Consider the following 18,781-nt stretch of genomic DNA (forward strand, 5'->3'; position numbering starts at 1 on the left):
ATCCATGAGAACGGGTCCACCGGGCACGAGCCCGACACAGAGCCTGAGCACCCCGCGCGCCGCGGGCGTGGCGGGGATCGTCTTCGCCCTGCTGCTGGCGACGGCGATCGTGCTCGCCCGGACCGCCCTGCCCGGCGGGGCCGGCGGGGCGGCCATCGCCGTCACCTCGGGCCAACGGAGCGCCATCACCACGGCGGTGGAACTCGTGCCGTTCGCCGGCATCGCCTTCCTCTGGTTCATGGGCGCCCTGCGCGCGCACACCGGCGATTCCGAGGACCGGTTCGTCGCCACCGCCTTCCTGGGCAGCGGCCTGGTCTTCGTCGCCTCGCTGTTCGGGGCCGCCGCGGCCGCCGGGACGGTACTGGAAGCCACCCAGCCCCAGGACTTCGGCCGGCACTTCGCGTACACCCTGCTCACGACGTACGCGATGCGGATGGCCGCCGTCTTCGTCTTCGCCACCTCGACCATGGGGCGCAAGCTCGGGGTGTTCCCGCGCCCGCTGACTCTCCTCGGCTACGTCGTCGGCCTGCTCCTGCTGGTGTTCGGCTCCACTGTGCCGTGGTTCGAGATGGTCTTCCCGGCCTGGTCCCTGCTCGTCAGCGTGTACATCCTGCGGGCGGGCCGCCGCCCCGCGTGAGACGCCCCGCCCGTCACCCCAATGGCTTTCCGGGCGCGCCGTCGCCGGCGCCGCCGCGCACGCTGGATCCGGTAGCCGCGGGGGTCACCGAAAGGACCGCACCTTGTTGAGGCTTGTCGTCGACCTGAACCGGTGCCAGGGGTACGCCCAGTGCGCATTCCTCGCGCCCGACGTCTTCGCGATGCACGGGGACGAAGGACTGCTCTACGACCCGGAGGCCGAGTCCGCACAGCGCGAGCGCGTCGCCCAGGCCGTCGCCGCCTGCCCCGTGCAGGCGATCCTCGTGGACGAGATGGACATGGCCGCCGCCGGGCGGGCCGCCGCGAGCGGGGAGGCCCCCCATGCCTGACGGGTCCCTGGACCGGCTGAAGCGCGAGGGGCGGATCGTCGTGGTCGGCGCGTCGCTGGCCGGTCTGCGCGCCGCCGAGACGCTCCGGGACAAGGGCTTCGAAGGCACGCTCACGATGATCGGCGACGAGCCGTACGAGCCGTACGACCGGCCGCCCCTGTCCAAGCAGGTCCTGCTCGGCAAGGCCACCGCCGAGCACACCGCGCTGCCCCGCCGCCGCGAGATCGACGCCGAGTGGCGGCTCGGCGTCCCGGCCAGTGGCCTCGACATGGCGGCCCGGCGCGTCAAGCTCGCCGACGGCGACGAGGTGCCCTACGACCGGCTGATGATCGCCACCGGTGTCCGCGCCCGGCCCTGGCCGAACGAGGCCGAGGCCGAACTCGACGGGGTCTTCGTGCTCCGCACCCGCGACGACGGGGCGGGGCTGGCCCGCCGGCTCGACGCGGGCCCCAAGCGGGTCCTGGTCATCGGCGCCGGGTTCACCGGCTCCGAGATCGCCTCCGCCTGCCGCGAGCGCGGCCTGGAGGTCACCGTCGCCGAGCGCGGCGACGCCCCCCTCGTGGGCGCGCTCGGCGGGGTGATCGGCGCCGTGGCCGCCGAGATGCACCGGGAGAACGGTGTCGACCTGCGCACCGGGGTCATGGTCACCCGGCTGGAGGGCGGCGCGACCGGACGGGTCCGCGCCGCCCACTTCTCGGACGGCACCACCCTCGAGTGCGACGTCGTGGTCGTCTCCCTCGGCGCGCAGCGCAACACGGAGTGGCTGGCCGGCTCCGGCCTCGGAGCCGGCCCGCGCGGCATCGCCTGCGACGCCGGCTGCCGGGCCTTCGACGTCCGGGGCATCGTCACCGACGACGTCTTCGTCGCGGGTGACGTGGCGCGCTCCCCGCACCCGCTGTTCGGTTACCAGTTCCTGTCGCTGGAGCACTGGGGCAACGCCGTCGCCCAGGCCGAGACGGCCGCGCACAACATGCTCAGCGAGAGCAGCGACCGGCGCCCCCACATCTGGGTGCCTGCCTTCTGGTCCTCGCAGTTCGGGGTGAACATCAAGTCGGTCGGCGTGCCCTCCATGGGCACCGAGATCATGATCACCCAGGGTTCGCGTGCCGAGCGCCGCTTCACCGGCGTCTACGGCTACCAGGGACGTGTCATCGGAGCCGTCACCTTCGACAACTGCCGCTGGCTCCAGTTCTACGAGCAGCAGATCGAGGCCACCGCGCCCTTCCCGCCGCCGTTCCCCACGGTCGACCGCCGCGCCGACGGGCAGCGCCCGATCCCCGCCGACTTCCCCGACCCCTCCGTGCCCACGCACGGCCCCACCATCACCCTCAGCGGGTACTCGCCGGCCGACCGCCGGATGACCTTCACCCCCGCCGGGCACTGACCCGCACGCCCCCGGAGGACCGACATGGCCGAAGGCATCCTGAAGCAGATCCTGGACTACTCGAACCGCGCGAACCCGTACCCCCTGTACGAGGAACTGCGCAAGACCCCCGTCTTCCACGACGGAACCGGGCCCTACGTCATCAGCACCTACCACGACATCCAGAGCCTGCTGCACGACCCGCGGCTCAGCTCCGACGCCCACAACCTGACCGCGACGGCCGGCGACCCGCTGGCCGACGACGAGGGCGGGGGCGGCGGGGAGGAGGCGGCGCTGCCGCCGAGCTTCCTGAAGCTCGACCCCCCGGAGCACGACCGACTGCGACGGATGACCAACCGGCCCTTCGGGCCGCCGCACTCCCCCCACCGCATCGACGGCATGCGCGGCGACCTCCACGGCATCGTCAGCGGACTCATCGACAACCTCGGCGATCCCGGCCGCATCGACCTGGTGGACCAGTTCGCCTACCCGTTCCCCGTCACCATGATCTGCCGGCTGTTGGGCGTGCCGCGCGAGGACGAGCCCCGTTTCCACAGCTGGGCCGACACCATCGCCGCGGGCCTCGACCCCGACCCGGACGCCGACCCGGCCGAGCGGCTCCGCGTCACCCACGACGCCCGCATGGAACTGGGCATGTACCTGGCCGGGTTGATCGAGGAGCGGCGCAAGAACCCCCAGGACGACATGCTGTCCGAACTGGCCGCCGGACACGGCCAGGACGACACGATGAGCACGATGGAACTGCTCAGCACCTCCGCCCTGCTGCTGATCGCCGGCCACGAGACCACCGTCAACCTCATCACCAACGGCATGCTCACCCTGCTGCGCCACCCGGACGTCCTGGCCGACCTGCGCGAGAACCCGGAGCTCGCCGTGCCGCTGGTGGAGGAACTGCTGCGCTACGAGCCACCGGTGCAACTCCTGCCGCAGCGCACCCCGCTCGTCGACATCGAGGTCCGAGGGGTCACCATCCCCAAGGGCTCCTCGATGTGGCTGGTCCTGGCCTCGGGCAACCGGGACCCGGACCGCTTCGAGAACCCCGACCGCTTCGACCCGTACCGCAAGGACATCCAACACCTGGGACTCGGCAGCGGCATCCACAGTTGCTTCGGCGCCCCGCTGGCGCGGCTGGAGGCGCAACTCGCGCTCAGCGAGCTGGCCCGCCGGCTGGAGAACCCCCGACTCATCGAGGACCCGCCGCCCTACCGCCAGAACGCGGTCCTGCGCGGCCCGCGCCACCTGGAGATCACCTGCGACGGGATCCGCCCCTGACGGCGCCCCCGCCCTTGCGCAGAGCGGCCTCACCTGCCGATCGGAAGAGCCGCATCGAGCGAGAGCCGCCGGGACCACCGGCGGCTCTCGCCGGACCGACGCCGAACCCCGTTGAAACGGCGGTGACTTGAACATGTGCGCACACCCAGGGCCCGACGGGTCGACACCCGGGCCGCGCGCCGCCGGCCGGTACGGCGAGGACGTCTTCCCACCCGATCTGGTCGGCGAGGGCGACCGCATCGACCTCGGCGCGCTCACCTACGACGACATCACGATGGCCCGCCTGCGCGACCTCGGCGCCGGACCGGGATGGAACTGCCTCGACCTGGGCGCCGGAACGGGAACGGTCAGCCGGCGGCTGTTGCGGGAGGAGCACGTCGACTCCGTCCTCGCCGTCGACCGAGACGTGCGTTTCCTGACCGCCCACCCCCTCCCCGGGCTCGACGTCATGGAAGCGGACATCACCGCCCCGGACTTCGATCCCGGCCGCCGATTCCACCTGGTCCACGCCCGGTTCGTCCTCATGCACCTTCCCGAACGCCCCCGCCTGATCTCCTCGCTCACCCGACTCCTGCTCCCGGGAGGGGTGTTGGTCATCAGCGACGCCGTCGACCCGAACGACGACGCCGCCGCGGACACGACGCCGTACACCCGGGTCATGCGGGCCATGTGGCAAGGACTGCGGAACACCATCGGCACCGACGTCTCCCGGATCACGGACCACCCGCACCTGCTGCGCGCCGCGGGACTCGCCCGGGTGGGCGCCGAGATCCGGGTGCCTCCCCTGCTCCCCGGAAGCCCCATCAGCCGCTTCTGGGCGGACACGTGGGACCGGGCGAGAGCGGCGATCGTGGCGACGGGGCAGGTGGACGACGCGAGCGTCGACGCGGCGATGGCCTACCTCGACTCGCCCGACTGCGCCGACCTCTCGGCCGGCATGCTCACCGCCTGGGGCCGCAACGACCCCGCGCCCGACTGAACGCGCCCGACTGAACGCGCCCGGTGAAGGCGCCGGAGTACGGGCCCCGGGGTGAGGTCCGCCGTGAACGCGCCCGATTGTGGTGCCCCGGGGAAGGGAAGCGTCACGAGGCCTGCCGGCGGCGCCGCCGGTGACCACGTTCGACGCCAAGGAAGTCGACCTTGACCGACATGCGTATCGGTGTCCTCGGATACGGCCTGCGCGGAAGCCTCGCGCGCACCGCCCACCGCCCCGGCCGGGGAGCCGCGGTCACCGCCGTCGCGGACCCCGACCCGCGCGCCCGCGCCGCGGCGGCGACCGCCTTCCCGGACGCGCGCGTCACCACCGACCACCTCGATGTGATCGAGGACTCCGGCATCGACGCCGTCCTCGTCCTCACCCCCGACCACACGCACGCCGACCTGGCCTGCCGGATCCTCAAGGCCCGTAAACCGGTGTTCGTCGAGAAGCCCCTCGACATCTCCGTGGCCGCGTGCGACTCGGTCCTGCGCACCGCCCGCGAGACGGGCACGCGGCTGTACGTCGGCCACAACATGCGGCACATGCCCGTGGTGCGATTGATGCGCGGGCTCATCGACGGCGGCGCCGTGGGCCGCGTCAGGACGATCTGGGTCCGCCACTTCGTGGGCTTCGGCGGGGACTGGTACTTCAAGGACTGGCACGCCGAACGCCGCTACACCACCGGCCTGCTGCTCCAGAAGGCGGCGCACGACATCGACGTCCTGCACTGGCTCGCGGGTTCCTACACCCGAGACGTGCAGGCCATGGGCGACCTGATGGTCTACGGGGAGAACCCGCACCGCCGCGCCCACGGCGAACCCAAGCACGAGGACTGGTACACCCAGGACGGACACTGGCCGCCGCACACCCAGCGGGGCCTCAATCCGGTCATCGACGTGGAGGACGTCTCGCTGCTGAACCTGAGACTCGCCAACGGAGTCCTGGCCGCCTACCAGCAGTGCCACTTCACTCCCGACTACTGGCGCAACTACACCGTCATCGGTGACGCCGGTCGCCTGGAGAACTTCGGTGACGGCCCGGGCGGCGAGGTACGGGTCTGGAACAGCCGGCGGTCCGGGTACCGGGCCGCCCCGGACGCCTGCCACGCCATCGCCGCGCCCTCGGGCGGCGGCCACGGCGGCGCCGATCCGCTCTTGATCGACGAGTTCCTGCGTTTCGTCCGCCACGGGGGAGCCACCGACACCTCTCCCGTCGCGGCCCGCATGGCGGTCGCCGCGGGCTGCCTCGCGACCACGTCACTGCGCGACGGGGGCATCCCGCGACGCGTACCCCCGCTCGACCCGGGGCTCGTGGCGTACTTCGAACAGGGCCAGCGCCCCGAAGCCCGTTGACCGCGCGCACCGGGGTCCCGGGCGCGCGGTCCGGCGGGGGCTCAGTCGCCCGCGCTCGTGGGGGACAGGGGCTTCGTGGAGTCGTGCACGGCCTTGCCGAAGGCGTCCATGCAGGGAGCGCAGTAGCGCTCCGAACCGGGCTCGGTCATCGACTTCGCGGCCTGGTCGGGACCGAGCTGAAAGCCGCACAGGGTGTTGAGGGTCGCTTCCTTCGCGATCACGTGCCACAACAGTTGGTTGCGGTCGGAGGTGGACTCGGCGCGCATTTCGTACATGGGCGTACCCTTCCGTGCTCGACGCGGGCAGCGGCACCGGCGTGATTTCCATGAGAGCCCCCTGTGAGCGATGGGGCCAATGGGGGTAGACCAAGAGGAGGGAAATGAGGTGGAGGAGGTTTGAGCGGGGACGTCGGTGGCGATCAGTGCCGGCCGGCGTGCGGGCCCCGTGTCAGGCCTCCTGCGTCTCGCCGATCGCTGACGGAAGGAGGTGGATGCCGAATGGCCTGGGCTTCTTGGACGACCACGGGGATCTACCCGGAGGCCGGCGGTGTCCGCACCACCGAGGTGGGCGTCATCTCCGGGAACCTGACCGTGCACACGACCTGGACGGGTGCACAGGCGCAGGTGGCGGTTCAGTACAGCGGTTCGTCGGACTGGTTCACCCTGTCCGGCAGCCCGGTGGAATGCATCTCGGAAGGAGAGAGCCGGGACCTCCATCAGGCTGTGGTCGAGACGGTACGCGCAGGTGGAGGGGCCGAGGTTCCCCTCCACTGGGCCAGACGCGTCGCGTGATCCCCGCCCGCGGCCGAGCCTCTCGCAGGCCCGGCCGCCGTACGGGTCGCCCGCGGAGATCTCCCCGGCCGGCTCTGGGGCCGAACGGGTGAGCCGGCCCGGGGCCGGCCGCGACGTGTGCCCGCCGCGTGGCAGCCGCCGGACGTCGAACGCGGCTCCCGCGCGTCGCCGCCCGGCATCCGCCACGATCCGGTGACGGCGGTCGAGGGTGGCGCCGGGACACAGCCTGATAACGCGGCGCGACCTCCCGTCGGGCAGGATCGTTCACCCCGGTATGACGCCCACGCGCCCCGCGGCAACCACGTCCGTCCGGTCGCCCGCGCCGCTCCGGCCGGCCCGAGGACGGCCGGCGGACACGCCGATCTACGACATGCTCGTCGCACAGTGGTTCCGGGACGGCCGTCAGGTTCCCCGTGACACCGGGCAGGCCCCGTGCGACACCGGATCGACGGCCGCCGCGCGGGCCGCCGCCAAGGGCTACGCCTTCGAGGTCACCGCCGTCCTCGCCGGCGGCACCGTCGTCATCACGGCCTGCGGTGAGATCGACCTCGGGGCCTTGGACGGCCTCGACCGGATCCTGGGCACCCTGCCGGCCCCGGCGGCGGTGGTCCTGGACCTGGCCGGCGTCACCTTCATGGACCTCGCGGGCCTGGGATTCCTCGTCCGGCTGCACGCCCGCGCCGAGCGGCACGGCGACGACCTGGTGATCCTGGGGCTGCGGGGCCAGGCCGGGAACCTCTTCACCCTGGTCACGGAACTGCGCCTGGTCCCCGCGATCCGGCATGCGCGCGCGAGCGCCCCCCGGGGCGCCCGGCGGGCCCGGGCCGATGCCGGAGGCACCGTCGGCGGGCGGGGGTGGGTCGCCGGCCGGCCCGAGGGGGTCCCGTCGCCGTCGGCCACGGGCGGTGTCCCGGCACAGAGGTGACGACACCGGCGCGCGTGCGGGCAGGGGGCCGGTACCGCTTCAGGGGCGGAACCGCAGGGGATGGTCGGCGGGCACCTCCACCACGGCGATCCGCATGCCGTCCGGATCCGCGATCCACATCTCGATCAGGCCCCACGGCTCGCGCAGCGGCGGACGCAGCACCTCGACACCCCGCCCGAGCAGCTCCTCGTGAGCCTCCCGCGCGTCCGCGACCTGGAGCCACAGGCGCGGTCCGGGCGCCGGCGGGGTGTCGGCGCGGCCCGAGAGCTCCAGGAAGCCGCCGCCCAGGAAGTACACGGTCCCCCGCTCGGGTCCGGTGCCGAACTCGCGGTGGACGGCGAGCCCCAGGGCCTCGCCGTAGAAGGCACGGGACCGTTCGGGGTCCGTGGGTGTCAGGAGGATCCTGCTGCCGAGTACGTGCACCATGCGGACGCGTCCAGTCCTGTTCGGGGCGGTCCGCCGGGACGCGGCCGGGCCGCCGTGGGGTGGCCGAAGGGGTGAGAATCGCAGCCGGTCCGGCGGGAGTCCCGACCGGGCGAGGGGCCATGGCACATGATGGCGCGTGAACGGACCCCCGGACCCCGAGATCCGAGGGTCCGTTTGGCGTGTCGGGCCGACACGCGGGGGCGCGACCCGCCCCCGGGTGGAGCCGCCGGCCGCGGTCGCCGCGCTCAGTTCGCGCCCCAGCCGCCGTCCAGGGAGATCGAGGTGCCGGTGACGTAGCCGGTGTGGGGGCCGCAGAGCCAGAGGACGGCCGCCGCCACCTCCTCCGGTTCGATGAGCCGCTTGATCGGCGAACGGGCGAGCAGCACGTCGGACAGGACGTCCTCGGGGCTCACCCCGTGGGCCGCCGCCTGGTCCTGGACCTGGCCCTCCACGAGGAGCGTACGGACGTAGCCGGGGCTGACGCAGTTGCTGGTGACCCCGTGGGCGGCGGCCTCGATCGCGGTGACCTTGCTCAGCCCCTCCAAGGCGTGTTTGGCCGCCACGTAGGCGGACTTGTACGCGCTGGCCCGCAGTCCGTGCACGCTGGAGATGTTGACCACCCGGCCCCAGCCGCCCGCGTACATGTGCGGCAGCACGTGACGCAGGAGCAGGAAGGGCGCCGTTACCATCACCTGCTGGATGAGGGCGAACCGCTCCGGGGGGAACTCGGTGATCGGGGCGACGTGCTGGAGACCCGCGCTGTTGACCAGGATGTCGACACGGGTGGGCAGGGCGGAGATGGCCGCCGGGTCCGCCAGGTCGACGACGTGGGCCCGGCCGCCGACCGCCGCCGCGACCTCGCGGGCCGGCCCCCGGGCGATGTCGACGACGTGCACGGTCGCGCCGGCCGCGGCGAGGGCGAGGGCGCAGGCCCGGCCGATCCCGCTGCCGGCGCCGGTCACCAGCGCGACCCGCCCCCGTGGATCCGTGCCGGCCGGGCCCGGGGCCGGTGGGGGAGGGGGGAGGGGGAGTCTGCTCGTCATGCGGGAACAGTAGGGACGGCGCCCGCCCTCCGCCCATGGCGCGACGCCACACAGTCCGGGCCTCCGGCATGGTGCGCCCGCCCATGCCGGGGCCGGGCGCGGCGCGCGTCTCACAGGTCCCGACGCATCGTCACCCGCGGCCACCGGTCGAGCCCGTGGGCCGCCTCCCGCGCGCGAACCCCCCGCAGGTCGGGGCCCAGGGAGTCCTCCGAGGGGATCCGGAAACCGCAGCGCGCGTAGTAGGGGGCGTTCCACGGAACTTCGGCGAAGGTGGTGAGCGTCAGGGCCGCGAGCCCCTCGGCCCTGGCACGGTCCGCCAGGAAATCGAGCAGCGCGCGCCCGATGCGGCGGTGCGCGCTGTCCGGGTGTACCGACACCTGCTCGACGTGCAGAGCGTCGTCCACCCGGTCCGCGATCAGGTACGCCACCGGTACGTCCGCTCCGTCGGTCGCGACCCAGGCCGATCCGGCCCGTTGGTGACGGGCGAGTTCGGCGAGCGGAAGCGGTTCGTCCTCGGCGATCTCCACCATGCCGATCTCACGGAAACACTCGCCCGCCGCCCTCTCGATCTCCTGGAGGAGGGGCAGTTCGGCGGTGCGGACGGCTCGAATGCGCATGCGCGCATTCTCACCCCGGCCCCGCGGCGGCGCCGCACGCTTTTCGGGCGGCGCCGTGCGACGGCGTGCGGGGCACGGGCCGGCGACCGGGTGGTCACCGGCCCGCCCCGATCACGCGCGCAGGAGCGCGATCAGCGACGTACGGGCCCGCGCCACCCGGGAGCGGACCGTGCCGATCGGACACCCCAGGGCGTCGGCGGCCTCCGCGTAGGGAAGGCCCAGTACCTGGGTGAGGACGAAGACGTCGCGGCGGTCGGCCGGGATCGTGGCGAGGAGTTCCGCCAGCGCGATGCCGTCCTCGAACCCCGGCAGATCCAACGGCTGGGTCTGCTCGGCCGCCGTCTGCCAGTCGTCCCGCCCGGAGAGCCTGGGTCGGGCCGCCTTGTGCCGGAGGCTGTCCACCACCGTGCGCCGCGCTATCGACAACAGCCAGGTACGGGCGGAGGAACGCCCCTCGAAACGGTGCAGGCTGCCCAGGGCCCGCAGGAACGTCTCCTGGGTGAGGTCGTCCGCCGCCTGCGGGTCCGCGCTGAGGTAGGCGACGTAGCGCCAGACGTCGCGCTGCAGGGCGCGGACGAAGCGGTCCACCGCGTCGGGGTCGCCGTCGCGGGCGGCGAGAGCGAGCCGTGTGGTGGGCTCGTCCGATCCGGCGGTGTGTCGCGCGGGCGCCGTCTCGGCGGTGATCGGACGGGGGAGCAGGGCAGGGGTCATCGCCTGATGTCCTTCCGGGAATCCGGCATGTGCCGCCGCGCCGATCGGGGGCGGCGGCGCCGGTGAGGGGTACGGCCCGCCGAACGGCAGGACCTGTGCCCGGTGCGCGCGGCCGAGTGCCGTCGCCGTCCGGGGAGCCGGCTGTCAGATGACAGCGATCCCCTGAGGCGGGCCCCGTGAGGTGATGGCGTGGACGAGCAACAGACCGCGCAGCGGCCGGGACCGGTGGTCCCGACGTGGCCGGACCCGGGGTCGGTGCGCGGGCGGGGGAAGGCGGAAGAGGAGCCGGAGAGGAACGCGAATCCGGCCGATCACCGCGCGCAGGACACGGAACGCGCCCTGCTCGCCGTAGGCGAGCCACAGGCCGCAGAGCAGTGCGGCGAGCAGGTGGGCACTGAGCATGCCGGTCGACGACATGTCGGCCATCCCGGCCGTGCCGCCGGGCTCGGTGGCCCCCGTCGCCCCGTTCATCGCGGTCGCGGCGCCCGAGGGGACCGCGCCTGCCATGTGGTGACCGGTGTGGGCCGTGACGGCGCCGTGGGACATCGTCCCCGGCGGGTGGGTGAGGCTGCCGCCGGCGGTTCCGGCACCCGCCTGGACCAGCGAGAACCCGTAGTGCAGGGCGCCTTGGACGGCGACCGCCGCCGAGGTGACGGAGAACAGGCCCCGCTCGTGGCCGGCGAGGACCCAGGCGGTCGCTCCGACGCCGGCGAACCCCGCCGCCATGGCCCACCAGGGGACGGCCTTGTCCGACATGAGGACGTGTCCGACGGCCGCGAGCAGCACGCAGGTGGCCGCGAACATCGCGGCCCGCAACGCTCGGCAACATCGACCTGGTGTCATGGCGGGCTCATCGTCGCATTCCCTTCACGGCATCCCCAGAGGGGCGCCCAAACTTGCCCCGACCTGACAAAAAGTGGTGTGTCGCACGCCACAACAGGGCTCCGGAACCACTGGGTCGGCTCCCTCGACTCCTGTCCCGACCGAAGGGACGACCGAGGAACGGGGCAACGGGTGGCGGATCGAGAGCAGTCGGCGCGGGAGGCGGGACCGCCACGGGGCGAGCACCGGTTGACCGCCCTCCTCACCTGCGCCATGGCGTTCTCCATGCTCCAGTTGTTCCTGCTCGGCGCGCTCGGCCCCCGTCTGGTGGACGAACTTCACGTGTCGACGACCGTGTTGGGCCTGACCACGACCATCGGTTTCGGCACGGCGGCCGTACTGTCGCCGTTCGGCGGTCGGCTCGTCGACCGGATCGGGCCGCGCCGGTCCCTCGTCCTCCTGCTGCTCGTCTCCGGCGGGGCGCTCGCGCTGATCGGCTCCGCGCCCGGACCGGGGCTCCTGCTCGCGGCCGTGGCCCTGGGCGGACTGCCCCAGGCACTGGCCAACCCGGCCACCAACAAGGCGATCCTGGCCGCCGTCCCCCCGGCCCGGCGCGGCGCGGTCACCGGGACGAAGCAATCCGGCGTCCAGGCGGGGGCCTTCGCGGCGGGGCTGCCGCTGGCGGTGCTGGCCGGCGGGGTCGGGTGGCGGGCCGCGGTGTGGACCGCCGCCGCGAGCGCCGCGATCGTGGCGCTGTGGGCCTGGCGCGCGCTACCCGCCGACCCGCCCGCACGGAACGCCCCTTCCCGGTTCTCCCCGGTGCCCAGGGGCGCCATCGCCTGGCTCACGGTCTTCTCCGTCTTCCTCGGCTCCGGGATCGCCTCGGTGAACACCTACGTCGCCCTGTTCGGCGCCCGACGGCTCGACATGGGCGCCACGACGGCCGCCGCCCTCGTCGCCGTTCTTGGCGTCGCGGGCATCGTCGGCCGCATCGGCTGGGCCAAGGCGGCCCGGCCCGGGCGGGCCGAGTGGCTGTCCGGCCTGCTGGCGGCCGGCGCGGTGGCGGCGGCCGGGCTGCTGGCCGCGTCCCTGTGGGCGCCGCCGCTGGTCTGGCCGGCCGTGGTGGCCGTCGGGGTGTTCGCCGTCTCGGGCAACGCCGTCTCGATGGTGCTGGTGATGCAACGGGCCGGGTCCGGGCGGGCCGGACAGGACTCGGCGCTCGTCTCGGCCGGGTTCTTCGCCGGGTTCGCGGTGGGCCCGCCGCTGTTCGGCGCGCTCGCGGAGGGCGGCCGGTACGGCGCCGGGTGGCTGCTCGTCGCCGCCGAGTTCGCGGTCGCCTGCGCCGTCGCCACGACCTGGGCGGTACGGGAGCGCGGTGCACGGGCCCGGGCCGCGGTGACGACGTGAGCACGGCGCCCTGGGCCGACGCGGCGCTGGACGGCGTACTCGACCGGGTGGCCGGCACCCGCGCCGAGGTCGGGGAGCGGTTTCCGCTGTACGCCGACCCGGACACCGGGCGGTGGGCCACCACCGGCCGGGGCGCGTGGACCGGCGGGTTCTGGGCCGGGTTGCTGTGGCTCCTGGCCCGGCACACCGGGGCCGAGGAGGACCGGGCCGCCGCCTCCGCGTGCACGGCGCGACTCGCCGACCGGGTGGACGACGACACCGCGACCCGCGGGCTGATCCTCTGGTACGGCACCGCACTCGCCGGCGGCGACCCGGTGGCACGGGACCTGCGGGTCCGGGCGGCCCGGGCCTGCACGGCCGCCTTCGACCCCGAACTGGGCGCGGTGCCCTGGGGATCGGCCTTCGGCGGCCCCCGCATGCTGCTCCGGGTCGACGGGGTGCCCGGCATGGTGCCGTTGCTCGCCGCCGGCGGCCCCGCCGGGGAGCGGGCCGCCGCGGCCCACCTCGAACGGCATCTCGACCTCTGCCTGGGCGAGGGCGGCGCCGTGATCCCCGCCTGGCACTTCGAGAGGGAGGCGGGCCCGCGGAGGTGCGAGGACCCGCCGGTCGGCTGGAGCCGGGGCCGGGCCTGGCTGCTGCTCGCGGCGGCCGACGCGGTGCACCGACCCGCCGTCCCGCGGGGGATCAGGGAGCGGTGCGCCGCCGCGGCGCAGCTGCTGGCCGGCGGTCCGACGGAAGCCGCACCGCGCCTCGTACCGTACGACCGCGAGACCGAGACCGAGATTGAGACCGGGGCCGGATCCGGGGCGGAGACCGAGGTCGGGTCCGGGACGACCGGGGCCGTGCCCGGTGGCCCGCTGGACACCTCCGCCGCCGCCATCACGGCCGTCGCCCTGCTGAAGCTGGGGCGCGCCCCCGGGCCCCGGGCCGCGCGGCACCGGGAGCGGGCCGTCGCCATCCTGCGCCGGTTGACCGACGAGCACCTGACCCGGGCCGACGGGATCCGCCCCGGGGGCATGCTGCTGGACGGCTGCTACGACGCGGGGCGGGGCGTCGCGACCCGCCACGAGCTGATCTGGGGCGACTTCTTCCTCGCCGTGGGGTTGGCCGAGCTGACCGGGCGGGTCGACATCCGAGAGCCGTGACCGCCCGGTCGGGCCGGCTCAGGCGCGGTGGTCGCGCAGCACCCGGCGTGCCACCGAGCCGATGTGGAGCTCGTCCGGGCCGTCCAGGATCCGGGCGGTGCGACCGGTGCGGAAGAGGGCGGGCAGCGGGGTGTCGGGACCGAGCCCCGCCGCGCCGTGAATCTGGATGGCCGAGTCCGCCACCTGCTGGAGCATGCGGGCGGCGGCCACCTTGGCCAGCCCGACCTCCACGTGCGCGTCCAGCCCGGCGGCGATCCTGTCGACGGCCTCGTACACCAGAGGACGGGTACCGCGCAGGGCCAGCAGCGACTCGAACACATGGGACTGTACGAGCTGTTGCGCGTCGAGCGGCCCCCGGGAGCCGGGGCGGGAGGCCGCCCGCGCGCACATCAGGTCGAAGGCGCGCCGACCCTGACCGAGCCAGCGCAGACAGCGCAGGGTGCGGCCGAGCCGCAGCCGTTCCGCCGCCATGACCAGGGCCTGGCCGGGTGCGCCGAGCAGGTGGTCGTCCGGTACCCGGACCCGGTCGAACTCGATTTCCCACTGGCCGGACGCACCGAACACGGGCAGCTCGCGCACCACGCGGAAGCCCGGGGAGGCCGTCGGGACCACCAACAACGAGAGGCCTTCGCGGTCGCCCGGCTCTCCGTCCGTACGGGCCAGGACCGTGACGAGGTCTGCCTCCGCGGCGCCCGACGTGAACCACTTGCGGCCGGTCACGACCCAGCCGCCCCCCTCCCGCACGGCGCGGGTCGCGGTGAGCGACGGGTCGGTGCCGGGGGTGTCCGGTTCGGTCATGGCGTAACAGGCCCGCGACTCCCCGGCGGTGAGCCGTTCCGGGTACAGCGCGCGCACCCGCGCCGAACCGTGCCGCAGGAGCATCGTCACGTCGAGCAACGACGCGGAGCCCAGCGCGGCCGGCCCGTGATCGCTCGCCCCCTCGGCCTCGGCGATCCGGGCGTACCGGGCCAGTGGGAGCCCCTGACCCCCCGCCTCGACCGGCAGGGGCAGCGCCCACAACCCCTCCGCCCTGGCCAGGTCGTTGAGCTTGCGCAGCGAGGCAGCGGCCGCCGGGCCGCCGGCGTCCAGTACGTCCTCCTCCGGGTACACCCGGCCCCGGACGAACTCCGTGACCCGCTCCCTCAACCGCTCGGTGTCCGCGTCGGCTTCGAGCGGCCCCGTGCCGCGTTCCCCGTCGACCGACCCGTCGACCGAATCGTCCATCACGTCATCCACCGCGTCGTCCACCACTTCGCCAAGCACCGCTTTCCTTCACTCGAACGGGAACCCGAGGGAACGGCAGTCCGACTCTCTTCCCGTGGAGCTGGTCGGGTGCGCACCCGACCCGGTTCCCGCGTTCCGTACATCCCGGGGCCGGCCACCGCCGCGCCAGGACAAGAGGAGAGGCATGGCCTCACCAGTCACCGCACAGATCGTCCGACCACTCGAAGGGCTGCGACTCGACGTCTGCGGACCGCCGAGGCCGAAGGGTCCGGACCGGCCGAAGAGCCCCCTCGGGCCGACCGGAGTGACGGGCCCCGCCGGGATGACCGCGCTGACCGTGCTGGTCGCCGGGCACCTGCGCCTCCTCGGCGCCGAGACCGGTACCGGCCGGCACGACGACTGCGGCGCCCGACTCGCCCTCACCGGAGGCGACTTCGACCGACAGGAGGCCCACGCGCGCTGGTCCGGTGACCCCGCGCACGGCATCACCGACGAGGCCACGGCCCAGGCCGCCACCGGCATCATGGCCGTGCACGGCCGCCGCGAAGGCACCCCGCGCGCCCTCGCCGTCGACTACGCGACCACCGCGACCGCCCTGCTCACCACCCAGGGACTCCTCGCCGGCCTGCTGGGCCAGGCCAGAGGCGGCCCGGCCCAACGGATCGGGACGAGCGTGGACCGGGCCGGGCTGCTCACCGTCTCCCAGTACCTCGCGGCGGCCGGGGCCGACGAGGGCGAGGCCGCCGAACTCGCCCCCGGCGGACCGCCCTTCACCTCCGTCGACGGCACGCTCTTCGAACTGGAGACCCTGGACCCGGGGGCCTGGGCGGCCTTCTGGCGGGCCCTCGACGCCCCCGCCGACGCGATCCGGGCCGGCTGGCGGCCCTTCCAGTTCCGGTACGCCACCGCCTGCGCGCCCTTCCCCGAGGCCTTGCACCGCACCGCGGGCACCCACACCTGGGCACGGCTACGGCAGGCCGCCGCGCGCTCCGGCGCCGAGGTGTGCCGGCTGCGGACCCTCGCCGAGCGCGCCGCCGAACACGACGGGGCCGCACCCTGGACCCTGGCCCCGTACGGCTCCGGCGACACTCCGCGCCACCGGCCCACGCCACCACTCCGGTTCGGGAGACCGCTGGCCGGCATCACGGTGCTCGAAGCGGGACGTCGCATCCAGGCCCCGCTCGCCGCACACCTGTTGGGCCTCCTCGGAGCCGAGGTCATCCGGATCGAACCGCCGGGCGGGGACCCGCTGCGCGGAATGCCCCCCACCAGCTCCGGACTCTCCGCCCGCTGGCTGGCCCTCAACCGGGGCAAGAAGGCCGTCGAGGTGGACATCAAGTCGCCCGGCGAGCGGGCCCGGCTGCGCGAGATGGCCGCCGGGGCCGACGTGTTCCTCCACAACTGGGGCCCCGGCAAGGCGGCCGAACTGGGCCTGGACTGCACCGACCTGGCCGCCGTGAACCCCGCGCTCGTCTACGCGTACACCGGCGGATGGGGAACGGGCCGGATCGACGACGCCCCCATGGGCACCGACTTCATGGTCCAGGCCCGTACCGGCATCGGCGAGGCGGCCCGCCCCCGCGACGAACCTCCGGCGCCCTCGCTGATGACCCTGCTCGACGTCCTGGGCGGACTCCTCGGGGCGCAGGCCGTCCTCGCGGGGCTGCTGACCCGCGAGCGCGGCGGGCAGGGCGTCCGTGTCGACTCCTCGTTGCTCGGCGCCGCCGACATCCTCACCGGCCCCACCCTGAGCCGGGCCCGGAACGGCGGACCGATGCGCCGACCCGCCGGATTCCGCGCCCCCCTGCGGACCGCCGACGGCTGGATCGTCCCCGCCGACGTCTGCGCGGCGGCGGCCGGCGCCTACGACCTCAGAGAACTGTCCACCGACGAGGCGCTCGCGCAACTGCGCGACCACGGCCTGTCCGCGACCGCGGTCACCACCGACCTCGCCGACCTGCACCACGACCCGCGCTTCGCCGGCTCGATCAGCCGGGACGCGCACGGTGCCCCCGCCGTTCCCGACCCCTGGAGCCACGCGTGACCGTCATCCTGCACGACCTGCTGCCCGCCGACCTCCGCCGCTCCTGGGCCGTGGACGGAACCTGCCCCGACCTCGACCTGTACAGCCTCTTCCGGGCCCGCCAGATCGCCGACCTGCACCGCACCGCCGTCATCGACGCCAAGGGCGCACTCTGTTACACCGCGCTCGACCGCAAGGTGCGTTCGCTTGCCACCGGCCTGCGGGAACTCGGCATCCGCCCCGGCGACGTCGTCGGCGTCCAACTCCCCAACGGCCGTCATGCCGTCATGGCCGACCTGGCCCTCGCCGCCCTCGGCGCGGTGGCGCTGCCCTTCCCCGTCGGCCGGGGCGGTCTGGAGGCGGAGAGCCTGCTGCGCAGAGCCGAGGCCGTCGCGGTCATCGCCTCCGTCGAACACCAGGGCAACCGGCACGCCGCCGACCTGCGCGCCCTGCTCGCCACCCTGCCCGCGCTGCGCCACGTCATCGCCGCCGGGCCCGGTACCGCCCCCGAGGGCACCGTGGCGCTCGCGGGTCTGCTGCGCGCGGACGCGACCGCGTTCGTGGCGGCCCGCCCGGACCCCGACAGCGCGGCCCGCATCCTGGTGTCCTCCGGGTCCGAGGCGGAGCCCAAGATGATCGCGTACTCGCACAACGCGCTCGCGGGCGGCCGCGGCAACTTCCTGGCCTCGTTGATGCCCGACGCCGCGGCTCCCCGTTGCCTGTTCCTCGTACCGTTGGCGTCGGCGTTCGGCTCCAACGGCACCGCGGTGACCCTCGCCCGCCACGGCGGGACGCTCATCCTGCTCGACCGCTTCACCGCCGAAGCCGCGCTTGCGGCCGTCCGCGAGCACCGGCCGACCCACGTCCTGGGAGTGCCGACGATGGTCCGGATGATGTTGGAACACCTCGACAAGGAAGGCCCCGACGCCGGCGCGCTGCCCTCACCCACCGCCCTGGTCCTCGGTGGCGCGGCCCTGGACGAGACCACCGCCGAGAGCGCCGGCAGGGCCTTCGGCTGTCCCGTCGTCAACCTGTACGGGTCGGCCGACGGAGTCAACTGCCACACCGGGCTCGGCGAGGACACCCCGGAGGCCGACGACGCGGGAGTGGCGGCCGGGCGGCCCGACCCCCGCGTCGCCGACATCCACATCATGGACACCGAGACCCGTGAGCGGCTCCCCGACGGACAGGTCGGCGAGATCATCGCGCGCGGTCCGATGACCCCGATGTGCTACGTGGCCTCGCCCGAGCTCGACGCCCGGTACCGTACCCCGGACGGTTGGGTCCGCACCGGCGACCTCGGGCTGATCGACGACGACGGCGTCCTGCACGTCGTCGGTCGTCTCAAGGACATCGTGATACGCGGCGGTGCCAACATCAGCCCCGCCGAGGTCGAACGGGAACTGGCCTCCCATCCCCGGGTGCGGGACGTGGTGTGCGTCGGCGTGCCGGACGAGGTGATGGGGGAGCGGCTCGCGGCGTGCGTCGTCGCCCGCGGTCCGCAGGACCTCACGCTCGCCTCGCTCGCCGGACACCTGACGCGGCGCGGTCTGGAGCGGCGCAAGCATCCCGAACGCCTGTTGGTGGTGGGGGAACTCCCGCTGACACCCGCCGGGAAGCCCGACCGCACGGCGGTACGCGAACGCTTCGGCAGGGTCACGGCCGACGCGTAGG

19 protein-coding genes are annotated in these 18,781 nt (G+C 74.2%); 12 read left to right on the top strand and 7 right to left on the bottom strand.

Annotated features, from left to right (window positions below; translation table 11 throughout):
- Positions 1-4 precede the first annotated feature (4 nt).
- The 6 genes from OHA84_RS32650 (at position 5) to OHA84_RS32675 (ending at position 5,973) form a co-directional block, all read left to right on the top strand.
- On the top strand, positions 5-637 hold the full coding sequence (locus OHA84_RS32650; RefSeq protein ID WP_266968327.1) for a hypothetical protein: 633 nt from the start codon (positions 5-7) through the stop codon (positions 635-637).
- Positions 638-743: 106 nt separating this feature from the next.
- Positions 744-986 (top strand): ferredoxin, encoded by a 243-nt coding sequence (locus OHA84_RS32655; RefSeq protein WP_266953058.1) that lies wholly within the window; start codon positions 744-746, stop codon positions 984-986.
- Positions 979-2,370, top strand: a complete 1,392-nt coding sequence (locus OHA84_RS32660; protein WP_266952878.1) for an NAD(P)/FAD-dependent oxidoreductase — start codon at positions 979-981, stop codon at positions 2,368-2,370. The genes OHA84_RS32655 and OHA84_RS32660 overlap by 8 nt, the downstream gene beginning before the upstream one ends.
- Before the next feature lie 24 nt (positions 2,371-2,394).
- On the top strand, positions 2,395-3,642 hold the full coding sequence (locus tag OHA84_RS32665) for a cytochrome P450 (protein WP_266952880.1): 1,248 nt from the start codon (positions 2,395-2,397) through the stop codon (positions 3,640-3,642).
- A gap of 133 nt (positions 3,643-3,775) precedes the next feature.
- A complete protein-coding gene (locus OHA84_RS32670) occupies positions 3,776-4,621 on the top strand; it encodes a class I SAM-dependent methyltransferase (protein ID WP_266968326.1) in 846 nt (281 codons plus the stop codon).
- 161 nt (positions 4,622-4,782) lie between these two features.
- Positions 4,783-5,973 (top strand): Gfo/Idh/MocA family protein, encoded by a 1,191-nt coding sequence (locus OHA84_RS32675; RefSeq protein ID WP_266968325.1) that lies wholly within the window; start codon positions 4,783-4,785, stop codon positions 5,971-5,973.
- 41 nt (positions 5,974-6,014) lie between these two features.
- Here the strand turns inward: OHA84_RS32675 and OHA84_RS32680 are convergent, their stop codons facing one another.
- Positions 6,015-6,248, bottom strand: a complete 234-nt coding sequence (locus tag OHA84_RS32680; RefSeq protein ID WP_266952886.1) for a hypothetical protein — start codon at positions 6,246-6,248, stop codon at positions 6,015-6,017.
- A 222-nt stretch (positions 6,249-6,470) separates the two neighbouring features.
- Between OHA84_RS32680 and OHA84_RS32685 the strand changes: the two genes are divergently transcribed.
- Positions 6,471-6,764, top strand: a complete 294-nt coding sequence (locus tag OHA84_RS32685) for a hypothetical protein (RefSeq protein WP_266952888.1) — start codon at positions 6,471-6,473, stop codon at positions 6,762-6,764.
- Positions 6,765-7,134: 370 nt separating this feature from the next.
- A complete protein-coding gene (locus OHA84_RS32690; RefSeq protein ID WP_266968324.1) occupies positions 7,135-7,689 on the top strand; it encodes an STAS domain-containing protein in 555 nt (184 codons plus the stop codon).
- Between the two features lie 39 nt (positions 7,690-7,728).
- Here OHA84_RS32690 and OHA84_RS32695 read toward each other — a convergent pair whose 3' ends face one another.
- From OHA84_RS32695 to OHA84_RS32715, 5 genes are all read right to left on the bottom strand, one after another.
- Positions 7,729-8,115 carry a VOC family protein gene (locus OHA84_RS32695; protein WP_266952892.1) on the bottom strand — a complete coding sequence of 129 codons (387 nt, stop codon included), beginning with the start codon at positions 8,113-8,115 and terminating at the stop codon, positions 7,729-7,731.
- Between the two features lie 245 nt (positions 8,116-8,360).
- The gene (locus OHA84_RS32700) at positions 8,361-9,158 is read right to left on the bottom strand and encodes a 3-hydroxybutyrate dehydrogenase (protein WP_266968323.1); all 798 of its coding nucleotides are present in this window, start codon (positions 9,156-9,158) and stop codon (positions 8,361-8,363) included.
- Positions 9,159-9,268: 110 nt separating this feature from the next.
- Positions 9,269-9,775, bottom strand: coding sequence for a GNAT family N-acetyltransferase (locus tag OHA84_RS32705; protein ID WP_266952896.1), 507 nt, complete (start codon positions 9,773-9,775; stop codon positions 9,269-9,271).
- 111 nt (positions 9,776-9,886) lie between these two features.
- Positions 9,887-10,486 (bottom strand): sigma-70 family RNA polymerase sigma factor, encoded by a 600-nt coding sequence (locus tag OHA84_RS32710; RefSeq protein WP_266952898.1) that lies wholly within the window; start codon positions 10,484-10,486, stop codon positions 9,887-9,889.
- A gap of 144 nt (positions 10,487-10,630) precedes the next feature.
- Positions 10,631-11,329 carry a hypothetical protein gene (locus OHA84_RS32715; RefSeq protein ID WP_266952900.1) on the bottom strand — a complete coding sequence of 233 codons (699 nt, stop codon included), beginning with the start codon at positions 11,327-11,329 and terminating at the stop codon, positions 10,631-10,633.
- Positions 11,330-11,500: 171 nt separating this feature from the next.
- On the opposite strand from OHA84_RS32715, the gene OHA84_RS32720 reads away from it, so the two are divergent.
- Positions 11,501-12,715 (top strand): MFS transporter, encoded by a 1,215-nt coding sequence (locus tag OHA84_RS32720; protein WP_323181830.1) that lies wholly within the window; start codon positions 11,501-11,503, stop codon positions 12,713-12,715.
- Positions 12,712-13,860: a sugar ABC transporter permease gene (locus OHA84_RS32725; RefSeq protein WP_266968322.1), complete on the top strand. Its 1,149-nt coding sequence runs from the start codon at positions 12,712-12,714 to the stop codon at positions 13,858-13,860. The genes OHA84_RS32720 and OHA84_RS32725 overlap by 4 nt, the downstream gene beginning before the upstream one ends.
- 18 nt (positions 13,861-13,878) lie before the next feature.
- On the opposite strand, the gene OHA84_RS32730 is transcribed toward OHA84_RS32725, so the two are convergent.
- A complete protein-coding gene (locus OHA84_RS32730; protein ID WP_266968321.1) occupies positions 13,879-15,123 on the bottom strand; it encodes an acyl-CoA dehydrogenase family protein in 1,245 nt (414 codons plus the stop codon).
- A 145-nt stretch (positions 15,124-15,268) separates the two neighbouring features.
- Between OHA84_RS32730 and OHA84_RS32735 the strand changes: the two genes are divergently transcribed.
- A complete protein-coding gene (locus tag OHA84_RS32735; RefSeq protein WP_266968320.1) occupies positions 15,269-17,128 on the top strand; it encodes a CoA transferase in 1,860 nt (619 codons plus the stop codon).
- Positions 17,125-18,780 (top strand): class I adenylate-forming enzyme family protein, encoded by a 1,656-nt coding sequence (locus OHA84_RS32740; RefSeq protein ID WP_266968319.1) that lies wholly within the window; start codon positions 17,125-17,127, stop codon positions 18,778-18,780. Before OHA84_RS32735 ends, OHA84_RS32740 begins: the two co-directional genes overlap by 4 nt.
- The last annotated feature ends 1 nt before the right edge of the window (position 18,781 follow it).

This window comes from Streptomyces sp. NBC_00513 (genome assembly GCF_041431415.1).
In the GTDB taxonomy this organism is placed as follows: Bacteria; Actinomycetota; Actinomycetes; order Streptomycetales; family Streptomycetaceae; genus Streptomyces.

Excerpts from the sequence above, each read along its gene's own strand:
- OHA84_RS32650 (WP_266968327.1), top strand. The coding sequence starts at position 5 with ATGAGAACGGGTCCACCGGGCACGAGCCCGACACAGAGCCTGAGCACC.
- OHA84_RS32660 (WP_266952878.1), top strand. The coding sequence starts at position 979 with ATGCCTGACGGGTCCCTGGACCGGCTGAAGCGCGAGGGGCGGATCGTC.
- OHA84_RS32665 (WP_266952880.1), top strand. The coding sequence starts at position 2,395 with ATGGCCGAAGGCATCCTGAAGCAGATCCTGGACTACTCGAACCGCGCG.
- OHA84_RS32670 (WP_266968326.1), top strand. The coding sequence starts at position 3,776 with ATGTGCGCACACCCAGGGCCCGACGGGTCGACACCCGGGCCGCGCGCC.
- OHA84_RS32680 (WP_266952886.1), bottom strand. The coding sequence starts at position 6,248 with ATGTACGAAATGCGCGCCGAGTCCACCTCCGACCGCAACCAACTGTTG.
- OHA84_RS32685 (WP_266952888.1), top strand. The coding sequence starts at position 6,471 with ATGGCCTGGGCTTCTTGGACGACCACGGGGATCTACCCGGAGGCCGGC.
- OHA84_RS32690 (WP_266968324.1), top strand. The coding sequence starts at position 7,135 with ATGCTCGTCGCACAGTGGTTCCGGGACGGCCGTCAGGTTCCCCGTGAC.
- OHA84_RS32695 (WP_266952892.1), bottom strand. The coding sequence starts at position 8,115 with ATGGTGCACGTACTCGGCAGCAGGATCCTCCTGACACCCACGGACCCC.
- OHA84_RS32700 (WP_266968323.1), bottom strand. The coding sequence starts at position 9,158 with ATGACGAGCAGACTCCCCCTCCCCCCTCCCCCACCGGCCCCGGGCCCG.
- OHA84_RS32705 (WP_266952896.1), bottom strand. The coding sequence starts at position 9,775 with ATGCGCATTCGAGCCGTCCGCACCGCCGAACTGCCCCTCCTCCAGGAG.
- OHA84_RS32710 (WP_266952898.1), bottom strand. The coding sequence starts at position 10,486 with ATGACCCCTGCCCTGCTCCCCCGTCCGATCACCGCCGAGACGGCGCCC.
- OHA84_RS32715 (WP_266952900.1), bottom strand. The coding sequence starts at position 11,329 with ATGACACCAGGTCGATGTTGCCGAGCGTTGCGGGCCGCGATGTTCGCG.
- OHA84_RS32735 (WP_266968320.1), top strand. The coding sequence starts at position 15,269 with ATGGCCTCACCAGTCACCGCACAGATCGTCCGACCACTCGAAGGGCTG.